Genomic DNA, 18408 nt, shown 5'->3' on the forward strand with positions numbered 1-18408 from the left:
CGTCTGCGAAGCCGCTGGTGGGTCCCCTTATTCGCCGGTTTCCGAGGGCCGCACGCGGGCCCAGCGCCACACCGGTGGCGAGACGAGCAGTCCGAGGCAGGTGAGGTCGAGGACGCCCGCGAGCTTCTCCAGGGGCGGGGCCGCGATCCACGAGTCGAACTCGGCGAGGAGCACCATCGCGGGGACCCCGGTGGTGACGACCGCGAGAAACCACGCCCACGCGCGCCGGTGCCAGATCGCGAAGGCGTACAAGAGGAGCAGCGAAGCGCCGACGACGAGGACCGTGAGGAACACCGGGCTCGTGTAGCCCATCCGCTCGCATTCGGCGTCGTGCGGCCCGCACGCCCAGTACTCGGGGACCAGCACCGCCATGAAGTCGATCCAGCTGAGGACGAGCAGCGCCAGGAGCAGCCGCACGGTCAGCGGCCGCGGCTCGGTCGGAGTGCCCATGGGGTCATTGTGCGCTACTTCATACCGGCCTGCGCAAGGGGCGGAAGAAGTCCCGCAGGTCTTGGACGAGGAGGTCGGGGGCCTCCATGGCCGCGAAGTGCCCGCCGCGGTCGAACTCGGACCAGTGGACGACGTTGTGGAACCGTTCGAGGAGCCCGCGGATCGCCGGATCGGTCGGGAAGACCGCGACACCGGTCGGGACGCCGGAGTACGCGGGCGCGGGCTCGTCGCGGGTCGCGCGGTACTGGTGCGCCGAGGTCGCGCCTGTTCCGGTGAGCCAGTAGAGGGTCACGTTGGTGAGCAGCTGGTCGACGTCCACGGCGTGCTCGGGGAGGCGCGCCGCGGGGTCGGTCCAGTCATGGAACTTGTCGACGATCCACGCGAGCTGGCCGACCGGCGAGTCGTTGAGCGCGTAGGCGATCGTCTGCGGTTTCGTGGACTGGAGGTCGGCGTAGCCGGTGCCGTGGCGGACGAGGTCGCGCACGGATTCGAGGCGCTTCAGCTCGTCGGCGGTGAGGTCGGCGAGGCCGGGGTCGCCGGGCGGCGGGAGTTCGAGGCCGCCGTTGACATGGACGCCGGCGACGCGGTCGGGGGCGAGGCGCCCGAGCGCCGGGGAGACCTTCGACCCGGTGTCGCCGCCGTGCGCGCCGAACCGGTCGTACCCGAGCCGGTCCATGAGCGCGAGCCACGCGCGGGCGATCCGGGCGTGGTCCCAGTCGGGCGCCGACAGCGGCGTCGAGAACCCGAACCCGGGCAGCGAGGGGGCGACGACGTGGAACCCGTCGGCGGGGTCGCCGCCGTGGGCGCGCGGGTCGGAGAGGGGCCCGAGGATCTTCAGGAACTCGACGACCGACCCGGGCCAGCCGTGCGTGACGACGAGCGGCAGCGCGTCGGGTTCGGGCGAGCGCACGTGCAGGAAGTGGACCCGCTGGCCCTCGATCTCGGTGAGGCCCTGCGGGATCGCGTTCAGGGCCGCTTCGTGGGCGCGCCAGTCGTAGCGGTGCAGCCAGTGGTCGGCGAGGCGCCGCAGGTACAGGACCGGGACGCCCCGGGCCCACCCCGGTTCGGGGCTCGCGGCGGGCCAGCGCGCGAGGCGCAGCCGGTCGTGCAGGTCGTCGAGCGCGGCCTGCGGGACGTCGATGCGGAACTCGGCGATCGGTGCCTCCATCGGGCCCATGCAATCAGAGCGGGGGCGGTCCGTCCACCTGATTGACCTGAAGACTTAGGACCGGGTCCGAGGGCTTGACGCGTTCTCTGCGGTGAGGACACTGGGAGTCCTACGGATCGGGAGGTCGCGATGGGGTTCACGGGATACCGGGTGGTCGTCACCGGGGCCGGGCGCGGGTTCGGGCGGGCGCTGGCGATCGCGCTCGGGCGCGACGGGGCCGAGGTGTTCGTGTCGGCGCGGGACTTCGCGGCGGCGGAGGCGACGGCGCAGGAGGTCCGGCACGTGGGCGCCCGCGCGCACGCGTTCGAGTGCGACCTCGCCGACGCGGAGTCGGTGCGGGAGTTCGCCGAAGCGCTCGCCGAGACGACTAGCGCGGTGGACGTGCTGGTCAACAATGGCGCGCCGTACCTGGACGGGGATTTCGCGGACGCTGGCGACGAGCGGATCGTGGAGACGATCGCCGCGGGCGCGGCCGGGACCGTGCTGGTGACGAAGGCGGTGCTGCCGCTGCTGCTGCGCAGTGCCAGGCCAGACGTGGTGACGATGGTGTCGGGGTGCGGCGAGTACGGGAACCACCGGTCGGCCGCGCACGAGGCGTTCTACGCGGCGAAGTCGGCGCAGGCCGGGTTCACGGAGGTCCTGTCGAAGCGCCTGCGCCCGCAGGGGGTCCGGGTGATCTCGCTGTACCCGCCGGACTTCGACAACCCGGACCCGCTCGGGCCCGAGTGGAACGCGCCCAAGGTGAACGGCGACGCGCTGACCGCCCGGTCGCTCGTGGACTGCGTCCGCTTCGCGATCGGGCAGCCGCGCGACTGCTTCATCAAGTCGTTCTACTTCGAGCAGGCCTGAGCCGGGCGGGGGCGGACTACCCACCCTTGGTTGGGTAAGTAAACAAGTAGAACCCCCACCCTCCCGGCCGGGTCCGACAATCCGGCCCCGCCCCGCACCCGATCGGGTGAGTGAGCCGTGCCTCAGTCCTCGTCCGTCACCGGGACCGTCGCAGGCGGGGCCTCCGGGACGATGTCGGTGATCAGGTCGGCGCACCACTGGAGCAGGGCCAGGCCCTCGAGGGGCTTGCCGCCGACGCGGGAGGTCGTGGGCCGCGGGACACTGATGAGGCCGGCCGGGGCCTTGTAGTGCGCGTCCGGGTAGTGGCGGCCGAGGCGCAGCTGCTTCGAATCCGGGAGATCCACTGTGGAGAACCGGAGGTTCTTGCCCTGCAAGGCGATGTCGGTGAGGCCGTGCGAGCGGACGAGGAGCCTGAAGCGCGCCAGGTGGAACAGGGTCAGCACCTGCTCCGGGGAGGGCCCGTAGCGGTCCTCCATCTCCTCGCGGACCTCGTCGAGCTCGGACTCGTCGTGGACCTCGGAGATCTTGCGGTACATCTCCAGGCGCAGCCGCTCGACCTCGATGTAGTCGAACGGGATGTTCGCGTCCAGCGGCAGCTCGACCTTGACCGGGGCCGGGGGCTCCTCGCCGCCGCCCTTGAACGACGTGACGGCCTCACCGACCATCCGCAGGTACAGGTCGAAGCCGACGTCGGCGATGTGCCCGGACTGCTCGGCCCCCAGCAGGTTCCCGGCGCCGCGGATCTCCAGGTCCTTCATGGCGACGTACATGCCCGCGCCGAGCTCGGAGTGCTGCGCGATCGTCGCGAGCCGCTCGTGCGCGGTCTCCGACAGCGGCTGCTCCGGCGGGTACAGGAAGTACGCGTACGCCCGCTCGCGCGAGCGCCCGACGCGGCCGCGGATCTGGTGCAGCTGCGAGAGGCCGAGGAGGTCGGCGCGCTCGACGATGAGCGTGTTCGCGTTCGGGATGTCGATGCCGGACTCGATGATCGTGGTCGACACGAGCACGTCGTACTCGCCCTCCCAGAACCCCTGCATGATCCCTTCGAGCTGCGTCTCGGTCATCTTCCCGTGGGCGACCGCGACGCGGGCCTCGGGGATGAGCTCGCGCAGGCGCGTCGCGGCCCGGTCGATCGACTCGACCCGGTTGTGCAGGTAGAACGCCTGCCCGTCGCGCAGCAGCTCGCGGCGGATCGCGGCGGCGACCTGCTTGGGCTCCCACGCGCCCACATAGGTGAGCACCGGGTGGCGCTCCTCGGGGGGCGTGGAGATCTGCGACATCTCGCGGATGCCCGTGACCGCCATTTCGAGGGTCCGCGGGATCGGCGTCGCCGACATCGTGAGGACGTCCACGGCCGTGCGCAGCGCCTTCAGCTTCTCCTTGTGCTCCACGCCGAACCGCTGCTCCTCGTCGACGATGATGAGCCCGAGGTCCTTGAACCGCGTCTCGGCCTGGAGGAGCCGGTGCGTGCCGACGAGGATGTCGATCTCGCCCGCGGCGATGCCGCGCTGGATCTCGGCGGCCTCCCGCGCGGACTGGAACCGCGACAGCTGCTTGATCTTCACCGGGAACTGGCCCATGCGCTCGAGGAACGTCCCGTAGTGCTGGCTCGCCAGGAGCGTGGTCGGGACGAGGACCGCGACCTGCTTGCCGTCCTGGACGGCCTTGAACGCGGCCCGGACCGCGACCTCGGTCTTGCCGTAGCCGACGTCGCCCATGACGAGGCGGTCCATCGGGACGCGCGCCTCCATGTCGTTCTTCGTGTCGATGATCGCCGACATCTGGTCGGGGGTCTCGATGTACGGGAACGCGTCCTCAAGTTCGCGCTGCCACGGCGTGTCGGGGCTGAACGCGTGCCCCTCGGCCGCCTGGCGGGCCGCGTACAGCTGGATCAGCTCGGCCGCGATCTCGCGGACGGCCTTGCGGGCGCGCCGCTTCGTCTTCTGCCAGTCGGTGCCGCCGAGCTTGTGGACCGTCGGCTGCTCGCCGCCGACGTACCGCGTGAGCTGGTCGAGCGCGTCGGTCGGCATGAACAGCACGTCCGGGCCCTGGCCGCGCTTCGAAGGCGCGTACTCGATGACGAGGTACTCGCGGTCGGCCCCGGCGATGGTACGGCGCACCATCTCCACGTACTTGCCGACGCCGTGCGCGTCGTGGACGACGTAGTCGCCCGGCGAGAGTTCGAGCGGGTTGACGACGCCGCGCCGCTTGGTGGCCTTGCCCTTCCGGGGCCGCTGGCTCGCGAGGGCCTTGCCGCCCGCGATGTCCGCGGCGGTGACCGCGACGACCAACGCGTCACTGAAGCCGAGCGCGAGCGTGCCGACGCACGCGATGACCTCGCCGGGACCGAACGCCTCCGGCGCGGGCTCCAGGTGCGCGCCGATCCCCTCGGCCCGCAGCTGCTCGGCCGCGCGCTCGGCGCCGCCGAGGGCCGGGTAGACGACCGCGACCGCGCGGCCCTCCCGCACCCAGGACCGCATGTCCTCGACGAGCTGCTCCGTGTTCCCGTGGTAGCGCGGCGATTCGGTGATCCCGAGGTCCACCGTGAGCGAGTCGTCCTGCACGCCGCCATACGTGAGCGGCTCGCCGGTGATCGCCGCGAGCTCGGCGGCCACGGCGTCCTCCTCGGGGGCGGCGGCGAACGGCGAGATCGTCCACCAGCGCTGGCCCTTCGCGAGCGCGGCGGTGCGCGCCTCGGCGAGGTCGTGGAACGTGCCGGCGCCGAGGTCGACGGGCGCTTCGGCACCGGCCGCGGCGGCGGCCCAGGACGCTTCGAGGAACTCGTTCGAGGTCGCGACGAGGTCGAGCGCGCGGGTGCGGATGCGCTCGGGCTCGATCGCGACGACGAGCGCGTTGCGCGGCAGGACCTCCTGGAACAGTTCGAGGCTGCCGGGGCCCGCGAGCGCGGGCAGGAGCGACTCCATGCCCTCGACCGGGATGCCTTGGGCGAGTTTGGCGCACATCTCGCCGAGCCCGGGGAAGTCCTCGGCGAGCGCGGCGGCCTTCTCCCGGACCTCGTCGGTGAGGAGCAGTTCGCGGCAGGCGACGGCGCGGAGCTCGTCGGCCGCGTCGAGGGACCGCTGGTCGGCGACGGAGAACTCGCGGATCGAGTCGACCTCGTCGCCGAAGAACTCCAGGCGCAGCGGGTGCTGCGCGGTGGGCGGGAACACGTCGAGGATGCCGCCGCGGACGGCGAACTCGCCGCGCTTCTCGACGAGGTCGACGCGCTCGTACGCGAGGTCGACCAGGTGCGCGGCCAGGCCCGTCAGGTCGGTCTCGTCGCCGCGGCGCAGGTGCACCGGTTCGAGCGCGCCCAACCCTTTGAGCTGGGGCTGGAGGGCGCCGCGGACGGGGGTGACGATGACGCGCGGGACGTCGCCGGCGTGGATGCGGTGCAGCAGGTCCAGGCGGGCGCCGACGGTGTCGGAGCGCGGCGAGAGCCGCTCGTGCGGGAGGGTCTCCCACGCCGGGTAGTACGCGATGTCGTCCTCGGCGATGAACGACGCGAGGGACTCGGCGAGCTCCTCGGCTTCGCGGGAGGTCGCGGTGATCGCGAGCACCGGCCCGTCGGCGTGCAGGGCGGCCTGGGCGAGCGCCAGGGGCCGCGCGCCGGGGACGGCGACGACGTCGACCGGGCGGTCGGACCCGGCCGCGAGCTCGGCGACCCTCGCGAGCTTCGGCGCGGCGGCGGCCGCCTTGAGCAGGCTTTCGAGCTTCGGCTTGCCTTCGGACATTCGCGGGCTCCCTGCGCGGCTTCATTGAGACTGCCCTGGAGGGCACGACTGATGGCCGGAGACAGCCCTGACGGGGGGCTGTTCCGGCGACCGGTCGAGTCTACCTCGCGCGGTCCTGCGGGCCGAGCGAGTTGCGCGCGCCTACTCCGAGGCGCCCTGTCCTGCGCCGTCGAAGAGCAGGCTCTGCACCTCGGGCAGGTTGTAGAACATGCCGATGACCACGAGGACGGTGAGGGCCGGCAGCAGGATCTTGTACTCGGCCTTGCCCCCGGCGCGCAGGGCGATCTTGTCGGGCAGGCCGATCTCGACCCAGCGCCGCTTGAGGAACGGGAAGGGGAAGAACATCGGGCAGCCCATCTTCGTGATGATGTCGCCGAGGATGTGGATGAAGCAGCCGATGCCCATCGCGAGGCCGAGGAGCCAGTAGGAGCGGTTCTCGTCGAGCAGGTGGTACATGCCGTAGGAGACGGCGAGGGAGATGCCGGTGGTGACGACCCACCCGTACTTCTCGACGATCGAGTTCATCAGGCCGCGGACCGCGAGGCCGGTGAGGACGAACAGGATCGCGATGACGGCGAACTTGCCGCCCCAGGCGGCCAGGAGTCCGGTGCCCACGCCGACGATCGCGGCGTGGAGGATGGTGTGGGTGAACAGCCGGTGGCCGTTCTGGCGCTTCGGATCCTTCTTGCCCTTGGTGAGCAGGTAGAACCAGAAGCAGAGGCGCTCGACGCACTCGGCGACGAACAGGGACACGACGCCGAACGAGCGGGCCACAGTGGACCCGCCCTTGTTCTCGGTGACGCGACCGGCGCAGTCGATGTCGGGGTACAGGGCGGCGCCGGCGGCGGCGATCGTGCCGACCGCGAGCTCGCTCGCGGTCTGGTCGATGCCGAACGCCGCGGAGGCGACGGCCGAACCCGCCAACCACAGGGCGGCGCCGGACATGGCGTGGGTCGGACCCATGACCATAGCGGGGACTCCTTCAAGGGCAAGGTGAAGTCGGGAGGATGGCGCCACTATCCCATACCGGCACCACCACCGCGGTCCCAGGAGTGACAAACGTTCAGCCCCGCAACATCTTTCGCGTATCGGTCCCATCACGACCCGAGACCGGGAGATTCACTCGCGCTATGGTCGAGGAGTGTTCGACTCCGCGCAGCTGGCCGCCTACCTCGACCGCGTGGGGATCTCCGCCCCGCGCCGCCCGACCCTGCACGCGCTCAGGCGGGTCCACCGCGCGCACGTCGCGGCGATGCCCTACGAGAACCTCGACATCCAGCTCGGACGGCCCGTCCGGCTCGACGCGGACTCGCTGTACGCCAAGCTCGTCGAGGGCGGGCGCGGCGGGTTCTGCTACGAGCACAACGGGGTCCTGGCGCACGCCTTGGAGGCCATGGGCTTCGACGTGCGCCGCGTCCTCGGCGGCGTGCGGCGCGAAGTGGACGGCGAGGGCGCGTGGTGGAACCACATGCCGCTCGTGGTCCGATTCGGTGAGAAGCAGGGCAGGGACGGGTCCGAGTACCTGGCGGACGCCGGGATCGGCACGGGCTTCCGCGATCCGCTGCCGCTGCGCAACGGCAGCTACCGGGTGGGCGCGTTCAACTTCGGCGTGTGGAGCCTCGGCGGCGGCGAGTGGCGCTGCGCGATCGACCCGCGCGTCGCGAACCTGACGTTCGACTTCCAGCTCGCCGCAAGAAGGCCCGAGGAGTTCGCCGAGCGCTGCCTGGAGCTGTCCACCTCGCCCGAGTCGCCGTTCGTGAAGACCCTCACCGTGCAGAACCCGAGCGAGGACGACATGTGGGTCCTGCGGGCCCGCACCCTCACCGTCTACGACCCGAAGCTCCCCGACCTCAAGTCGGTGCGGGTCGTCGGGGGCGAGGACGAGTTCGCCTCGCTCCTGCGGGGACGGTTCAACCTCACCCTCGCCGACGCCGACGTCGCCGCGCTGTGGGCGAAGGCCCAGGCGCAGCACGAGCAGAAGCTCGCGGAAGAGAGCAAGGCGAACGCGGTCTAGGACTCCTCGGCCCGCTGCCGGACCGCCTCGTACAGCGCGACGGTGCCGGCGTTCGCGGCGTTCAGCGACGACGCGGCCTTGGGCGACATGGGGATGCGGGCGACGGCGTCGGCGAGTTCGGTCCACGCCTTCGACATGCCCTCGGTCTCGTTGCCGACGACCAGGAGCAGCGCGCCGCGCAGGTCGTGGCCGGACAGGGCCTGCTCGCCGCGCTCGTCGGTGCCCACGATGGACGGCCGCAGCGCCTGCTTCCCGGCCCATTCGACGACCTCGTGCGCGGAGGCCGCGTTGATCACCGGGAGCGCGAAGAGGCTCCCGGTGGAGGCGCGGACGGCCTTGGGGTCGTAGGGGTCGGCGGCGTTGCGGCCGGTGACGATGACCGCGTCGGCGCCGAACGCGTCGGCGGAGCGGATGAGCGACCCGAGGTTCCCCGGGCTCGTGGGCCGGTCGACGACGAGGCCGAGCCAGCCGGGCCGCGACTCCAGTTGCGACAGGCGCCGGGTCGGGATGGCGACCTGGGCGAGGAGCTCGGGCCCGTCGCCGTCCTTGTCCCCCAGTTCGGCCATGAGGTCGGCGGAGACGGCGGCCCGCTCGGTGTGCGGGGCGTCGAGGAGCCCGCGGGCCCAGTCGGACAGGCGCGGCCGGTCGGCGTCGTACAGCAGCTCCTGCACGGTCCAGCCGTGCTCGACGGCCATCGTGATCGGCCGGACCCCCTGGACCAGGAACGACCCGGCCCGGTGCCGCTTGGTCCGGTTGCGCAGCAAGGTCTCCCACTGCTGGAACTTCGCGTTCCGGACGCTGACTCGCAAGCTTCTCGCCATGTTCTCCGCGCTTCGATCGGGTGGAAGCGCGAACCTAGCACGAGGCCGGAGCGATGCCCCGGCCTCGTGTTCGGAATGCGACGGATCAGCCGGTGTTGCGCAGGCCCGCGGCGATGCCGTTGACGGTGATGAGCAGGGCCCGCTTGAGCTGCGGGTCCACGTCGCCGTCGGCGCCGCCCTCGGAGCGGTAGCGCTTGAGCAGCGAGATCTGGAGGTGGTGCAGCGGCGCCAGGTAGCGGTCGCGGACCTCCAGGGTGCGCGACAGCTGCGGGTTGGCGCTGAGGAGCTGCTCGCCGCCGGTGAGCGCCAGGACCTCGGCCACCGTGGCGGCGTGCTCGGTCTTGATGGCGTCGAAGATCGGCCGCAGGTGCGCGGGCACGAGCGTCGAGACGTACTGGTCCGCGATCGACAGGTCGGTCTTGGCGAGGGTCATCTCCACGTTCGAGACGAAGTTGCGGAAGAAGTGCCACTTCTCGTACATCTCGGCGATGTCGCCGCCCAGGCCCGCCTCGCGGGCGGCCGCCAGGCCCGAGCCGACGCCGTACCAGCCGGGGACGATCTGGCGCGACTGCGTCCAGCCGAACACCCACGGGATCGCGCGCAGGCCCGAGAGCCCCGCGTCGGTGTTCGGGCGCTTCGACGGGCGCGAGCCGATGTTCAACGCGCCCAGCAGTTCGGTGGGGCTGACGGCCCAGAAGTACTCGGCGAGGCCGGCCTGCCCGGTGAGCGAGCGGTACGCGGCCTTCGACGCCTCGGACGTCTGGTCCATGACGTCGAACCAGCGGGCCAGGACCTCGGGCTGGTGGCGCGGCTCGGTGTGCAGCAGCGTGGCCTTCAGCGACGCGGCCACGGTCAGTTCGAGGTTCTCGCGGGCCAGCGCCGGGAGCGTGTACTTGTCGGAGAGGACCTCGCCCTGCTCGGTGATCTTGATGGCCCCGTCGAGGGTGCCCGAGGGCTGGGCGAGGATCGCCTCGTGGGTGGGGCCGCCGCCGCGGCCGATGGTGCCGCCGCGGCCGTGGAACAGGCGCAGGCGCACGCCGTGCTTGTGGGCCGTGTCGCGCAGCTGCCGTTGGGCCGCTTGGATGTTCCACTGGCTGGCGGTGATGCCGGCGTCCTTGTTCGAGTCGGAGTAGCCGAGCATGACCTCCTGGACGTTGCCGCGGGCGGCGACGATCGCCCGGTAGGCGGGCAGGCTCAGGAGCCGGTCGAGGAGGACGTCGGCGCCCGCGAGCTCCTCGACCTCTTCGAGGAGGGGCACGAAGCCGACGTCGGCGCGGCCGCGGGCGACGTCGATGAGGCCGGCGTCGCGGGCGAGGATCGCGGGGGCGAGGACGTCGCCGGCGTCGTGGGTCATCGAGATGATGTAGGACTCGACGATGGCCTTGCCGAACTGCTCCTGGGCGTCGCGGATGGCGTGGAAGACGTCGAAGGTCTTGCGGTTGGCGTCGGTGAGCTCGACGTTCGCGGGCGCGAGGGGCCGCTGGCCCGACAGCTCCTTCGCGAGGACGTCGCTGCGCTCCTCGGGGGTGAGGTCGGCGTAGGCGCGGTCGAGTTCGCCGGTGGCGTCGTACAGCTCGGCGAGGACGGCGTGGTGGGCCTCGGAGTGCTCGCGGACGTCCATGGTGGCGAGCTGGAGGCCGAAGGCGGCGACGGTGCGGATGACGCGGTCGAGGACGCCCTTGGCGGGGAGCTGGCCGCGCTGGCGGGCGAGGGAGTCGCGCATGACCTGGAGGTCGGCGAGGAGTTCGCGGCCGTCGGCGTAGTCGAAGCCGGCGCGGTGGGGCAGGCCCTCGGCGTGGCGGGCGCGGGTGTTGGCGAGCTTCGCCTCGATGGCGCGGGCCTTGAGCCGGTAGGGCTCTTCGGCGTGGATGCGCTTGTAGCGGCCGGGGATCGCGGTGCCGAGCCGGTCGAGGTCGGCGCCCACGGAGTCGAGGAGCTCCTGGGAGGCGGGCCGGACGGCCTGCGACACGGAGAGCTCGTTGATGAGCCCGGCGACGGCGCCTTCGGCGGCCGCGATGCCGTGCTCGTGCTGCATGAGCAGGACCTGCTTGGTGACCTCGGGGGTCACGAACGGGTTGCCGTCGCGGTCGCCGCCGATCCAGGTGCCGAAGCGCAGGGGCGCGTGGCCGGGGCGGGGGGAGCCGCCGAGGTCGGTGAGGGTGGCGTTGAGGTCGGTGAGGACGCGGGCGGCGGCGTCACGGTACAGGTCGGTGAGGTAGTAGATCGCGTTGCGGGCCTCGTCGGTGGGCTCGGGCTTCTCGACGCGCAGTTCGTCGGTCTGCCACAGCAGGTCGATGATCTCGGCGAGGCGGGAGTTGACGGCGTCGACGTCGGCGGAGCCGAGGACGGCGCGCTCGGCGGCCTCGGCGTCGAGGAGGTCGGCGATGTTGCGCAGCTTCATGAGGATGGAGCGGCGGGCGGCCTCGGTGGGGTGCGCGGTGAACACGGGGCGCACTTCGAGGCGCTCGGCGGCGGCCGCGATCTGGTCGGCGGGGACGTCTTCGAGGGTGATCTCGGCGCGGGCCTGGGAGAGCCAGCCGCCGTTCTCGGCGCGGGAGCGGCGCATGTCCCGGGCGCGATGCACCTGCTCGGTGATGTTCGCGAGGTGGAAGTAGGTGGCGAACGCGCGCGCGAGGTCGACCTCTTCGGTCACGTCGAGCTTGGCGAGCCGGGACGCGACGGCCTCGGGCTGGTGGCGGACCAGGCCGCGCACCTCTTCGACGAGTTCGAGCAGCTGCGGGCCCTCCTGGCGGACGAGCGCCTGGCCGAGGAGGTTGCCGAGGCGCCGGATGTCGCGGCGCAGCTGCTTGTCGTCGGTTCCGCTGGAGGAGTCGTAGTAGTCCATGGAGGTCTCCACTGCTGGTCTGGGCAAACCCTGAGGGGCCGCTCGCGCCGACGTCCTTGTCCGCGGTGAACTGCTGTGCACTGGTGCTGGAGAGCACCCACGGCGACCGCTTGCGGAGCCGTAAATTTGCTAGGTCAGCGTAACTTACCGGTAATGGGCGCGCCACTTTCTCAGTCCGCCATGCGGGACGATCCGGTGCGTTCCCGGCCGCAGCGGGTGAGGTGCGTGACGGACCCGTGGCATACCCTGGTTCGACCGAGACCGATGCCGCCCCGCCGAATCCGCTGCGAAGGGACCCCGACCGCCGATGTCTGACTGGGTACTGCCCGACGAGATCCTCGCCGAGGCGCCGAGCCACACCCCGCTCCCGCACGAACTCGCCGACCTGGAGCTGCTGCTGTACGGCGCGTACGCGCCCCTGCGCGGGTTCATGGGCGAGGTCGAGGCGAGGTCGGTGACCACCACGGGCATGCTGCCGGACGGGACGGCGTGGCCGGTGCCGGTGACGCTCGACGTCCCGATCGCGATCGCGCGGCTCCTCGACAACCCCGACCCGAAGCGGCGTGTGCTTCGCATCACCGACCCCGAGGGGGCCCCGGTCGCGGCGGTCGAATGCCACAGCCTGGACGCGCTCGGCCCGGACATGGTGCGGGTCGGCGGCCCCGTGCGGCGGATAGCGGATGCGGCCCACGGCGTGTTCACGGGCCTGCGGGCCACCCCCGAGCAGGCGCGCACGACGTACACGAAGCCGCGGGTCCTCGCGCTCGTCGCCGAGAAGCCCCTGCACCGCCCGCAGCTGGCGCAGCTCGCGCGGGCCGCGCACAACCTCGCCGCGCACGTCCTGGTCATGATCCCCACCGGCGACGAGACGAACGGCGACCGCGAACTGCGGCTGCCGACCGCGGCCCTGGTCCGGTCGGTGCTCGCCGCGAAGGACCGCCTCCCGACCGCGACCGTGCTGACGGTGCCGCTGTCCAAGCGCGGCGACCGCCTCCGCGACGGGCTCCTGACCGCGAAAGTGGCGAAGGCGTACGGCGCGACGCACCTGATGACCGGCCCCGACGGGCTCGGCGGCGGCGAAGGCGTCCGGTCGATGGTCCCGCGCGAACTCGCCTACGACACCCGCGACGGCCAGTGGCGGCCGATCGAGGACATCGAGCCGCCGTTCCGGCGCACCGCGCTCAGCGAGGCCGAGATCGCCGACATGCTCGACCGCGGCTTCGGCCTCCCCGAATGGCACACGCCCCCGAGCGTCGCCGCCGAACTGCGCAAGGCCCGCCCGCCGCGGCGCCAGCGGGGCCTCGTCCTGTTCTTCACCGGGCTCTCGGGCTCGGGCAAGTCCACGATCTCCCGCGGCGTCTACGAGGCGCTCCTGGAGGAGGGCACCCGCACGGTGTCGCTGTTCGACGGCGACGTGGTGCGCAGGCTCCTCTCCAGCGGGCTCGGGTTCTCGCGCGCCGACCGGTCGGTGAACATCCGCCGCATCGGGTTCGTCGCCGCCGAGGTCGCCCGCCACGGCGGCATCGGCATGGCCTCCCCCATCGCCCCCTACGAGGTCGACCGGGCCGAGGCGCGGCGCATGGCCGAGGCCGCCGGCGCCGACTTCGTCCTCGTGCACATCTCCACGCCCCTCGAAGTGTGCGAGTCGCGGGACCGCAAGGGCCTGTACGCGAAAGCGCGCGCCGGGCAGATCCCCGAGTTCACCGGGATCTCCGACCCGTACGAGGAGCCGCTGAACGCGGAGCTGGAGATCGACACGACCGACATCACCGTCGGCGAGGGCGTCGAGCAGGTCCTCGAATTCCTCTCCGAAGGCGGCTGGCTGGAGCCGATCGGCCTCAGGATCGCCTAGAACGAAGGAAGGCCCGGGCTTCGGCCCGGGCCTTTCGACTGTCTAGAGCAGCGTGGACCAGTAGTCCCAGAACCCGGTGCCGACGATGCCGACCACGGCGACGTACAGCAGCGCCAGGCCGATCCAGTGGAAGCGGAGCACGTCGTCGACCGGGTCGCGCCAGTCGTCGTTGACGGGGATAGCTCCGGTGCGGAGGTTGCGGATCGTGGTGAACCAGAAGATCGGCAGGACCACCGTCCACACCGCCATGCACCACGGGCACAGCACCCCGATCTTGTACACCGACTGGAAGATCAGCCACGACACGAACGCGAGCCCGCCGAGCGTCCCGAGGTTGAACGCCAGCGCGATCCAGCGCGGCAGCTCGGTCTTCGAGAGCCACAGGACCCCCATGAAGATCACGAGCGGGAACGCCGCGAGCCCGATGATCGGGTTCGGGAACCCGAACACCGACGCCTGCCACGTGTTCATGACGGTGCCGCACGACAGCACCGGGTTGAAGTCGCACGAGATGACGTGGTCGGGGTCGATGAGCGAGGCGATCCGCTCGTAGGTCAGGTCGAACGCGGCCGCGAGGCCGACGAGCCCCCCGACGAGCAGGACCAGCCCGGTGACGGTGCGCCCCCGGGCCTCTCTCCCCGTCTCGCCGAACGCCTCGTCCATGTGCGCCCCCTGGGTCTCGTTCACGGTTGCCGTCGATGTGATCACGCAAGGGTAACGACCGCGGCGCGGCCGGAGTTGCGCCGAGGACGGGCGAATGTGGCGATCGGGACGTCCGGGAACCCGGCCGGGCCCCGGGACGTCGAAGCGGTCGGCGCCCCGCGTCAGACCCGCAGGGACCGGCCGCCGTCGACCACGAGCGTCTGGCCGGTCACATAGGACGCCGAAGGCGCGCAGAAGAACACGGCCGCGGCCGCGACCTCCTCGGGGTTCCCCGGGCGGCCCATCGGACCATCGAGGCCCTGCTGGAGCTCGGGGACCGTGGAGGACCCGGTGCGGATCAGGCCCGGCGCGATCGCGTTCACGGTGACCCCGTCGGCGACGACCTCGGTGGCGAGGGCCTTCGTCAGGCCGGTCACGCCCGCTTTGGCGGCGGCGTACGCGGCTTCGGCGGGGACGGCGTTCACGACGCCGGCGGTCGCCGCGACGTTCACGATCCGGCCCCACCCGCGCTCGGCCATCGGCTGCACGAACGCCCGCGACACCAGGAACGCCGTGTCGAGGTTCCGCGACAGCTCCGAACGCCAGTCCTCGTACGACAACTGGGCGACCGGCTTCACCACGGCGGGATCGGACTTCGAGGTCAGGCCCGCGTTGTTCACGAGGATGTCGACCTCGCCGACCGCGTCGACCACGGCGTCGGCCAGGCCGCCCACCTCGGCCTCGTCGGTCAGGTCCGCCACGAACCCGACCGCGTCGATCTCCCCGGCCCGCTCGTGAATGCGCTTGGTCGTCGACACGATCGCGACCGTCGCGCCCGCCAGCCGCAGCCGCGTCGCGATCGCGAACCCGATCCCGTCTGGCGCACCCGCACCCGTCACCAGCGCGATCTTCCCGGCGAGCGAGTCGAGCTCCTGGAGCCGCCCGCGCTGCGAGGGCGCGGACGGGGTCTGACCAGCGGAGGAAAGGTCGATCACCTCGGCGAGGCCGTCTTCGAACGCTTCGAGGCTCGGACGCGGTTCATTCATGCGGGCAGTCTCTCACGGTCCCCCGACCAAACGCACCACCGCCGGGCCGAACGACGCGAAACCGCACCATCAGGGCGATCCGCCGCACCGGAGGGCTTCTCCCGCAACGGAGGCGAACGGTTCCGGAGCCGCGGTCCGGGAATCCCGCGCGCAGGGACGACCCCCGGCCGCCCCGAACGTGGGACCATCGGGGGATGGAGCCGAACCCGGGCCCGGTCCTGACGGCGCTGGCGCGCAGCGCGGTCGCGACCTCGTTCGGCCCGCGGCCGCCCAGGGCGAGCGAACTCCTCGCCGACGCACCGCCCGCGCTGGCGGAGCGGGCCGCCACGTTCGTGACCCTGGAGCGGGACGGGACCCTCCGCGGCTGCATCGGGACACTGGTCGCGCTGCGGCCCTTGGGGTTCGACGTGGTCCGCAATGCGCGGCTGGCGGCGCGGGACCCGCGGCTGCCGCCCGTGCAGGCCGACGAGGTCCCCGCATTGACGGTCAAGATCGCGGTCCTCACCCCGTCCGAACCCGTTGCGGCCCAGGACTTCACGGCGCTCATCGACGGCCTGCGGCCGGGCGAGGACGGGTTGACGTTGAAGGACGGCGAGGGACGCCGGGCCACGTTCCTGCCGTCGGTGTGGTCGACCGCGGCCGACCCGCACCGGTTCGTCGCGGCCCTGCTCCGCAAGGGCGGCTGGCCGCGGCGCCTGTGGACCGGGGACCTCCGCTCGGCCCCCTGGCCCGAGGGCCTGAAGGCCGAGCGGTACGGCACCGTCGACTACGTCGACTGAGGCAGCCCGGTTCGAGTACGTGGACTGAAGCGGCGCAGCCGAGTGCGTCGGTTACGGCAGCGCGACGAGGGTGCCCTCGGCGGTCTTGACGGCCGAGCCGGAGACCGACACGGACACCGCGGCGCCGCCTTCGACGACGACTTCGCCGGACAGCGAGGACGGGCGGCCGATCTCGGCGCCCTGCGCGATCTCGTAGGCGTGCACGCCGTCACCGGCGAGCAGGCCCGCGTCGACCAGGTGCACGCCGAGCGCGACGGCGGCCGACCCGGTCGCCGGGTCCTCCCCCACGCCGACGTGGAACAGCCGCGCGTGGACCGCGGACGTGTCGGCGTCGAAGCTGTAGACGTACACCTTGTCGAGGTGGCCGGGCACGTCGACCGCGGCGGCCACGTCGGCGTCGGCGACCCGCACGAAGTTGTGGTCGAGGCCGGCGCTCGCGTTCTTGGGGGTGCCGACGAGCCGGTCGGTGCTCAGGCCGATCGCCGCGGCGGCGGTCTTCGGGTCGAGTTCGGGGCCGACGGCGATGGCGGTCGAGGTGAGCTTCGCCGTGCCGCCGTCGACGGCGACGGCCATGAGGCCCGCGCCGCACTCCTGGACGACCCGCCCGTCGGTCGCGGTGACGCGGCCGGCGGCCACGGCGGCGACCGCCGCGCCGATCGTCGGGTGCCCGGCGAAGGGGAGTTCCTCCGCAGGGGTGAAGATGCGCGCGAGGTAGTCGGCGCCCGGATCCGTGGCGGGGAGCACGAACACGGTCTCGGAGAAGCCGAACTCCTTGGCGACCGCCTGCATCTGCGCGGTCGCGAGGTCCTGGCCGTCGTAGACGACGGCGAGCTGGTTGCCCGCGTACGGGCGGTCGGAGAAGACGTCGTAGATCTCGAACGGAAGCGTCATGGGGCGTTTATAGCTCGCCATCCTGAAAACGGCACGGCGTCGAAAACGCACGGCCCCGGAACGCGCCCGGACGGAGCGAGCGGTGGGTAAGGCTACGCTCACATTGGCGCCTGCGGGCGTCTGGTTACGATTGAGTCATGTCTGACAACGCCGCCGTCGTCGAGGCCGTGCACGAAGCGCTCTCGCACGTCAACGACCCCGAGATCCGCCGTCCGATCACCGAGCTGGGAATGGTCGACACCGTCGCGGTCGAAGGCGGGCGTCTGTCCCTGACGATCCTCCTCACCGTCGCGGGCTGCCCGATGCGCGACACGCTCCAGCGCGACGTCGCCGCCGCCGTCGACGGGGTCGAGGGCGTCGACGAACTCGAACTCGAATTCGGCGTCATGAGCGAGCAGCAGCGCGCCGACCTCCAGGTCAAGCTGCGCGGCAACACCGGCTCCGAACCGGTCATCCCCTTCAACCTCCCCGAGTCGCGCACGCGCGTGTTCGCGATCGCCTCCGGCAAGGGCGGCGTGGGCAAGTCGTCGATGACGGTGAACCTCGCGGCCGCGCTCGTGCAGAAGGGCCTGTCGGTCGGGATCGCCGACGCGGACATCTACGGGCACTCGATCCCGCGGATGCTCGGCGTCGAGGGCGCGCCCACGCAGGTCGAGGACATGATCATGCCGCCGCAGGCGCACGGCATGAAGGTCATCTCGATCGGCATGTTCACGCCCGGGAACACCGCGGTCGTGTGGCGCGGGCCGATGCTCCACCGCGCGCTCCAGCAGTTCCTCGCCGACGTGTACTGGGGTGACCTGGACGTGCTCCTGCTCGACCTGCCGCCCGGGACCGGCGACATCGCGATCTCGGTCGCGCAGCTCCTGCCGACCGCCGAACTCGTGGTCGTCACGACCCCGCAGCAGGCGGCCGCCGAGGTCGCCGAGCGCGCCGGGGCGATCGTGACCCAGACGCACCAGAAGCTCGCGGGCGTCGTCGAGAACATGTCGTGGATGGAGCTGCCCGACGGCTCCCACATCGAGCCGTTCGGCTCCGGCGGCGGCAAGACCGTCGCCGAGGCGCTCACCAGGGACGTCGGCACCGATGTCCCGCTGCTCGGCCAGATCCCGCTCGACCCGAAGCTCCGCGAGGGTGGCGACTCCGGCGTCCCGCTGGTGCTCTCGGACCCCGACTGCGAGGCGTCCCGCGCGATCCGCGCGATCGCCGACCAGCTGGCGGTCCGCAAGGTCTCCCTGGCGGGCAAGCGCCTCGGGCTGAGCGTGGTCTGAAGCCGCGAAAACGGAGCGGCGGCACCGATCCTCACGGATCGGTGCC

At 71.9% G+C, this 18408-nt stretch carries 14 protein-coding genes; 5 read left to right on the forward strand and 9 right to left on the reverse strand.

Annotated features, from left to right (window positions below; all coding sequences use genetic code 11):
• Positions 1 to 27: 27 nt before the first annotated feature.
• Entirely contained in the window at positions 28 to 450 is a 423-nt protein-coding gene (locus DI269_RS22020) for a hypothetical protein (protein ID WP_112139872.1), read from the reverse strand.
• Positions 451 to 469: 19 nt separating this feature from the next.
• Positions 470 to 1618 carry an epoxide hydrolase family protein gene (locus tag DI269_RS22025; protein WP_112139901.1) on the reverse strand — a complete coding sequence of 383 codons (1149 nt, stop codon included), beginning with the start codon at positions 1616 to 1618 and terminating at the stop codon, positions 470 to 472.
• A gap of 129 nt (positions 1619 to 1747) precedes the next feature.
• On the opposite strand from DI269_RS22025, the gene DI269_RS22030 reads away from it, so the two are divergent.
• On the forward strand, positions 1748 to 2467 hold the full coding sequence (locus tag DI269_RS22030) for an SDR family NAD(P)-dependent oxidoreductase (RefSeq protein WP_112139875.1): 720 nt from the start codon (positions 1748 to 1750) through the stop codon (positions 2465 to 2467).
• Positions 2468 to 2589: 122 nt separating this feature from the next.
• On the opposite strand, the gene mfd is transcribed toward DI269_RS22030, so the two are convergent.
• A complete protein-coding gene (gene mfd, locus DI269_RS22035; RefSeq protein ID WP_112139877.1) occupies positions 2590 to 6201 on the reverse strand; it encodes a transcription-repair coupling factor in 3612 nt (1203 codons plus the stop codon).
• Between the two features lie 141 nt (positions 6202 to 6342).
• A complete protein-coding gene (locus tag DI269_RS22040; protein ID WP_408612322.1) occupies positions 6343 to 7170 on the reverse strand; it encodes a metal-dependent hydrolase in 828 nt (275 codons plus the stop codon).
• Between the two features lie 172 nt (positions 7171 to 7342).
• Here DI269_RS22040 and DI269_RS22045 point away from each other — a divergent pair, with 172 nt between their 5' ends.
• A complete protein-coding gene (locus tag DI269_RS22045; protein ID WP_112139880.1) occupies positions 7343 to 8215 on the forward strand; it encodes an arylamine N-acetyltransferase family protein in 873 nt (290 codons plus the stop codon).
• Here the strand turns inward: DI269_RS22045 and DI269_RS22050 are convergent.
• Positions 8212 to 9036: a TrmH family RNA methyltransferase gene (locus DI269_RS22050; protein ID WP_112139882.1), complete on the reverse strand. Its 825-nt coding sequence runs from the start codon at positions 9034 to 9036 to the stop codon at positions 8212 to 8214. The two genes, DI269_RS22045 and DI269_RS22050, sit on opposite strands and share 4 nt — an antisense overlap.
• A gap of 85 nt (positions 9037 to 9121) precedes the next feature.
• Positions 9122 to 11881, reverse strand: coding sequence for a phosphoenolpyruvate carboxylase (gene ppc / locus DI269_RS22055; protein ID WP_112139884.1), 2760 nt, complete (start codon positions 11879 to 11881; stop codon positions 9122 to 9124).
• 307 nt (positions 11882 to 12188) lie between these two features.
• Here ppc and cysC point away from each other — a divergent pair, with 307 nt between their 5' ends.
• Positions 12189 to 13733: an adenylyl-sulfate kinase gene (gene cysC, locus DI269_RS22060; RefSeq protein ID WP_112139887.1), complete on the forward strand. Its 1545-nt coding sequence runs from the start codon at positions 12189 to 12191 to the stop codon at positions 13731 to 13733.
• 42 nt (positions 13734 to 13775) lie between these two features.
• Here cysC and DI269_RS22065 read toward each other — a convergent pair whose 3' ends face one another.
• Complete coding sequence (locus DI269_RS22065) at positions 13776 to 14420, reverse strand: vitamin K epoxide reductase family protein (RefSeq protein ID WP_232822863.1); 645 nt, start codon at positions 14418 to 14420, stop codon at positions 13776 to 13778.
• Positions 14421 to 14557: 137 nt separating this feature from the next.
• Positions 14558 to 15421 carry an SDR family NAD(P)-dependent oxidoreductase gene (locus tag DI269_RS22070; RefSeq protein WP_112139892.1) on the reverse strand — a complete coding sequence of 288 codons (864 nt, stop codon included), beginning with the start codon at positions 15419 to 15421 and terminating at the stop codon, positions 14558 to 14560.
• Positions 15422 to 15615: 194 nt separating this feature from the next.
• On the opposite strand from DI269_RS22070, the gene amrA reads away from it, so the two are divergent.
• Positions 15616 to 16200, forward strand: a complete 585-nt coding sequence (gene amrA, locus DI269_RS22075) for an AmmeMemoRadiSam system protein A (protein WP_112139894.1) — start codon at positions 15616 to 15618, stop codon at positions 16198 to 16200.
• 51 nt (positions 16201 to 16251) lie between these two features.
• Here amrA and DI269_RS22080 read toward each other — a convergent pair whose 3' ends face one another.
• A complete protein-coding gene (locus tag DI269_RS22080) occupies positions 16252 to 17091 on the reverse strand; it encodes a PhzF family phenazine biosynthesis protein (RefSeq protein ID WP_112139896.1) in 840 nt (279 codons plus the stop codon).
• 137 nt (positions 17092 to 17228) lie between these two features.
• Here DI269_RS22080 and DI269_RS22085 point away from each other — a divergent pair, with 137 nt between their 5' ends.
• Entirely contained in the window at positions 17229 to 18362 is a 1134-nt protein-coding gene (locus DI269_RS22085) for an Mrp/NBP35 family ATP-binding protein (protein WP_112139898.1), read from the forward strand.
• Positions 18363 to 18408: the final 46 nt, after the last annotated feature.

It is taken from the genome of Glycomyces dulcitolivorans (genome assembly GCF_003265355.1).
Taxonomy (GTDB): Bacteria; Actinomycetota; Actinomycetes; order Mycobacteriales; family Micromonosporaceae; genus Glycomyces; species Glycomyces dulcitolivorans.

What these genes read in the sequence shown, in the direction of transcription:
- ppc (WP_112139884.1), bottom strand. Translation starts at nt 11,881, where the DNA reads ATGGACTACTACGACTCCTCCAGCGGAACCGACGACAAGCAGCTGCGC.
- DI269_RS22030 (WP_112139875.1), top strand. Translation starts at nt 1,748, where the DNA reads ATGGGGTTCACGGGATACCGGGTGGTCGTCACCGGGGCCGGGCGCGGG.
- DI269_RS22025 (WP_112139901.1), bottom strand. Translation starts at nt 1,618, where the DNA reads ATGGAGGCACCGATCGCCGAGTTCCGCATCGACGTCCCGCAGGCCGCG.
- mfd (WP_112139877.1), bottom strand. Translation starts at nt 6,201, where the DNA reads ATGTCCGAAGGCAAGCCGAAGCTCGAAAGCCTGCTCAAGGCGGCCGCC.
- cysC (WP_112139887.1), top strand. Translation starts at nt 12,189, where the DNA reads ATGTCTGACTGGGTACTGCCCGACGAGATCCTCGCCGAGGCGCCGAGC.
- amrA (WP_112139894.1), top strand. Translation starts at nt 15,616, where the DNA reads ATGGAGCCGAACCCGGGCCCGGTCCTGACGGCGCTGGCGCGCAGCGCG.
- DI269_RS22070 (WP_112139892.1), bottom strand. Translation starts at nt 15,421, where the DNA reads ATGAATGAACCGCGTCCGAGCCTCGAAGCGTTCGAAGACGGCCTCGCC.
- DI269_RS22050 (WP_112139882.1), bottom strand. Translation starts at nt 9,036, where the DNA reads ATGGCGAGAAGCTTGCGAGTCAGCGTCCGGAACGCGAAGTTCCAGCAG.
- DI269_RS22080 (WP_112139896.1), bottom strand. Translation starts at nt 17,091, where the DNA reads ATGACGCTTCCGTTCGAGATCTACGACGTCTTCTCCGACCGCCCGTAC.
- DI269_RS22040 (WP_408612322.1), bottom strand. Translation starts at nt 7,170, where the DNA reads ATGGTCATGGGTCCGACCCACGCCATGTCCGGCGCCGCCCTGTGGTTG.
- DI269_RS22085 (WP_112139898.1), top strand. Translation starts at nt 17,229, where the DNA reads ATGTCTGACAACGCCGCCGTCGTCGAGGCCGTGCACGAAGCGCTCTCG.
- DI269_RS22020 (WP_112139872.1), bottom strand. Translation starts at nt 450, where the DNA reads ATGGGCACTCCGACCGAGCCGCGGCCGCTGACCGTGCGGCTGCTCCTG.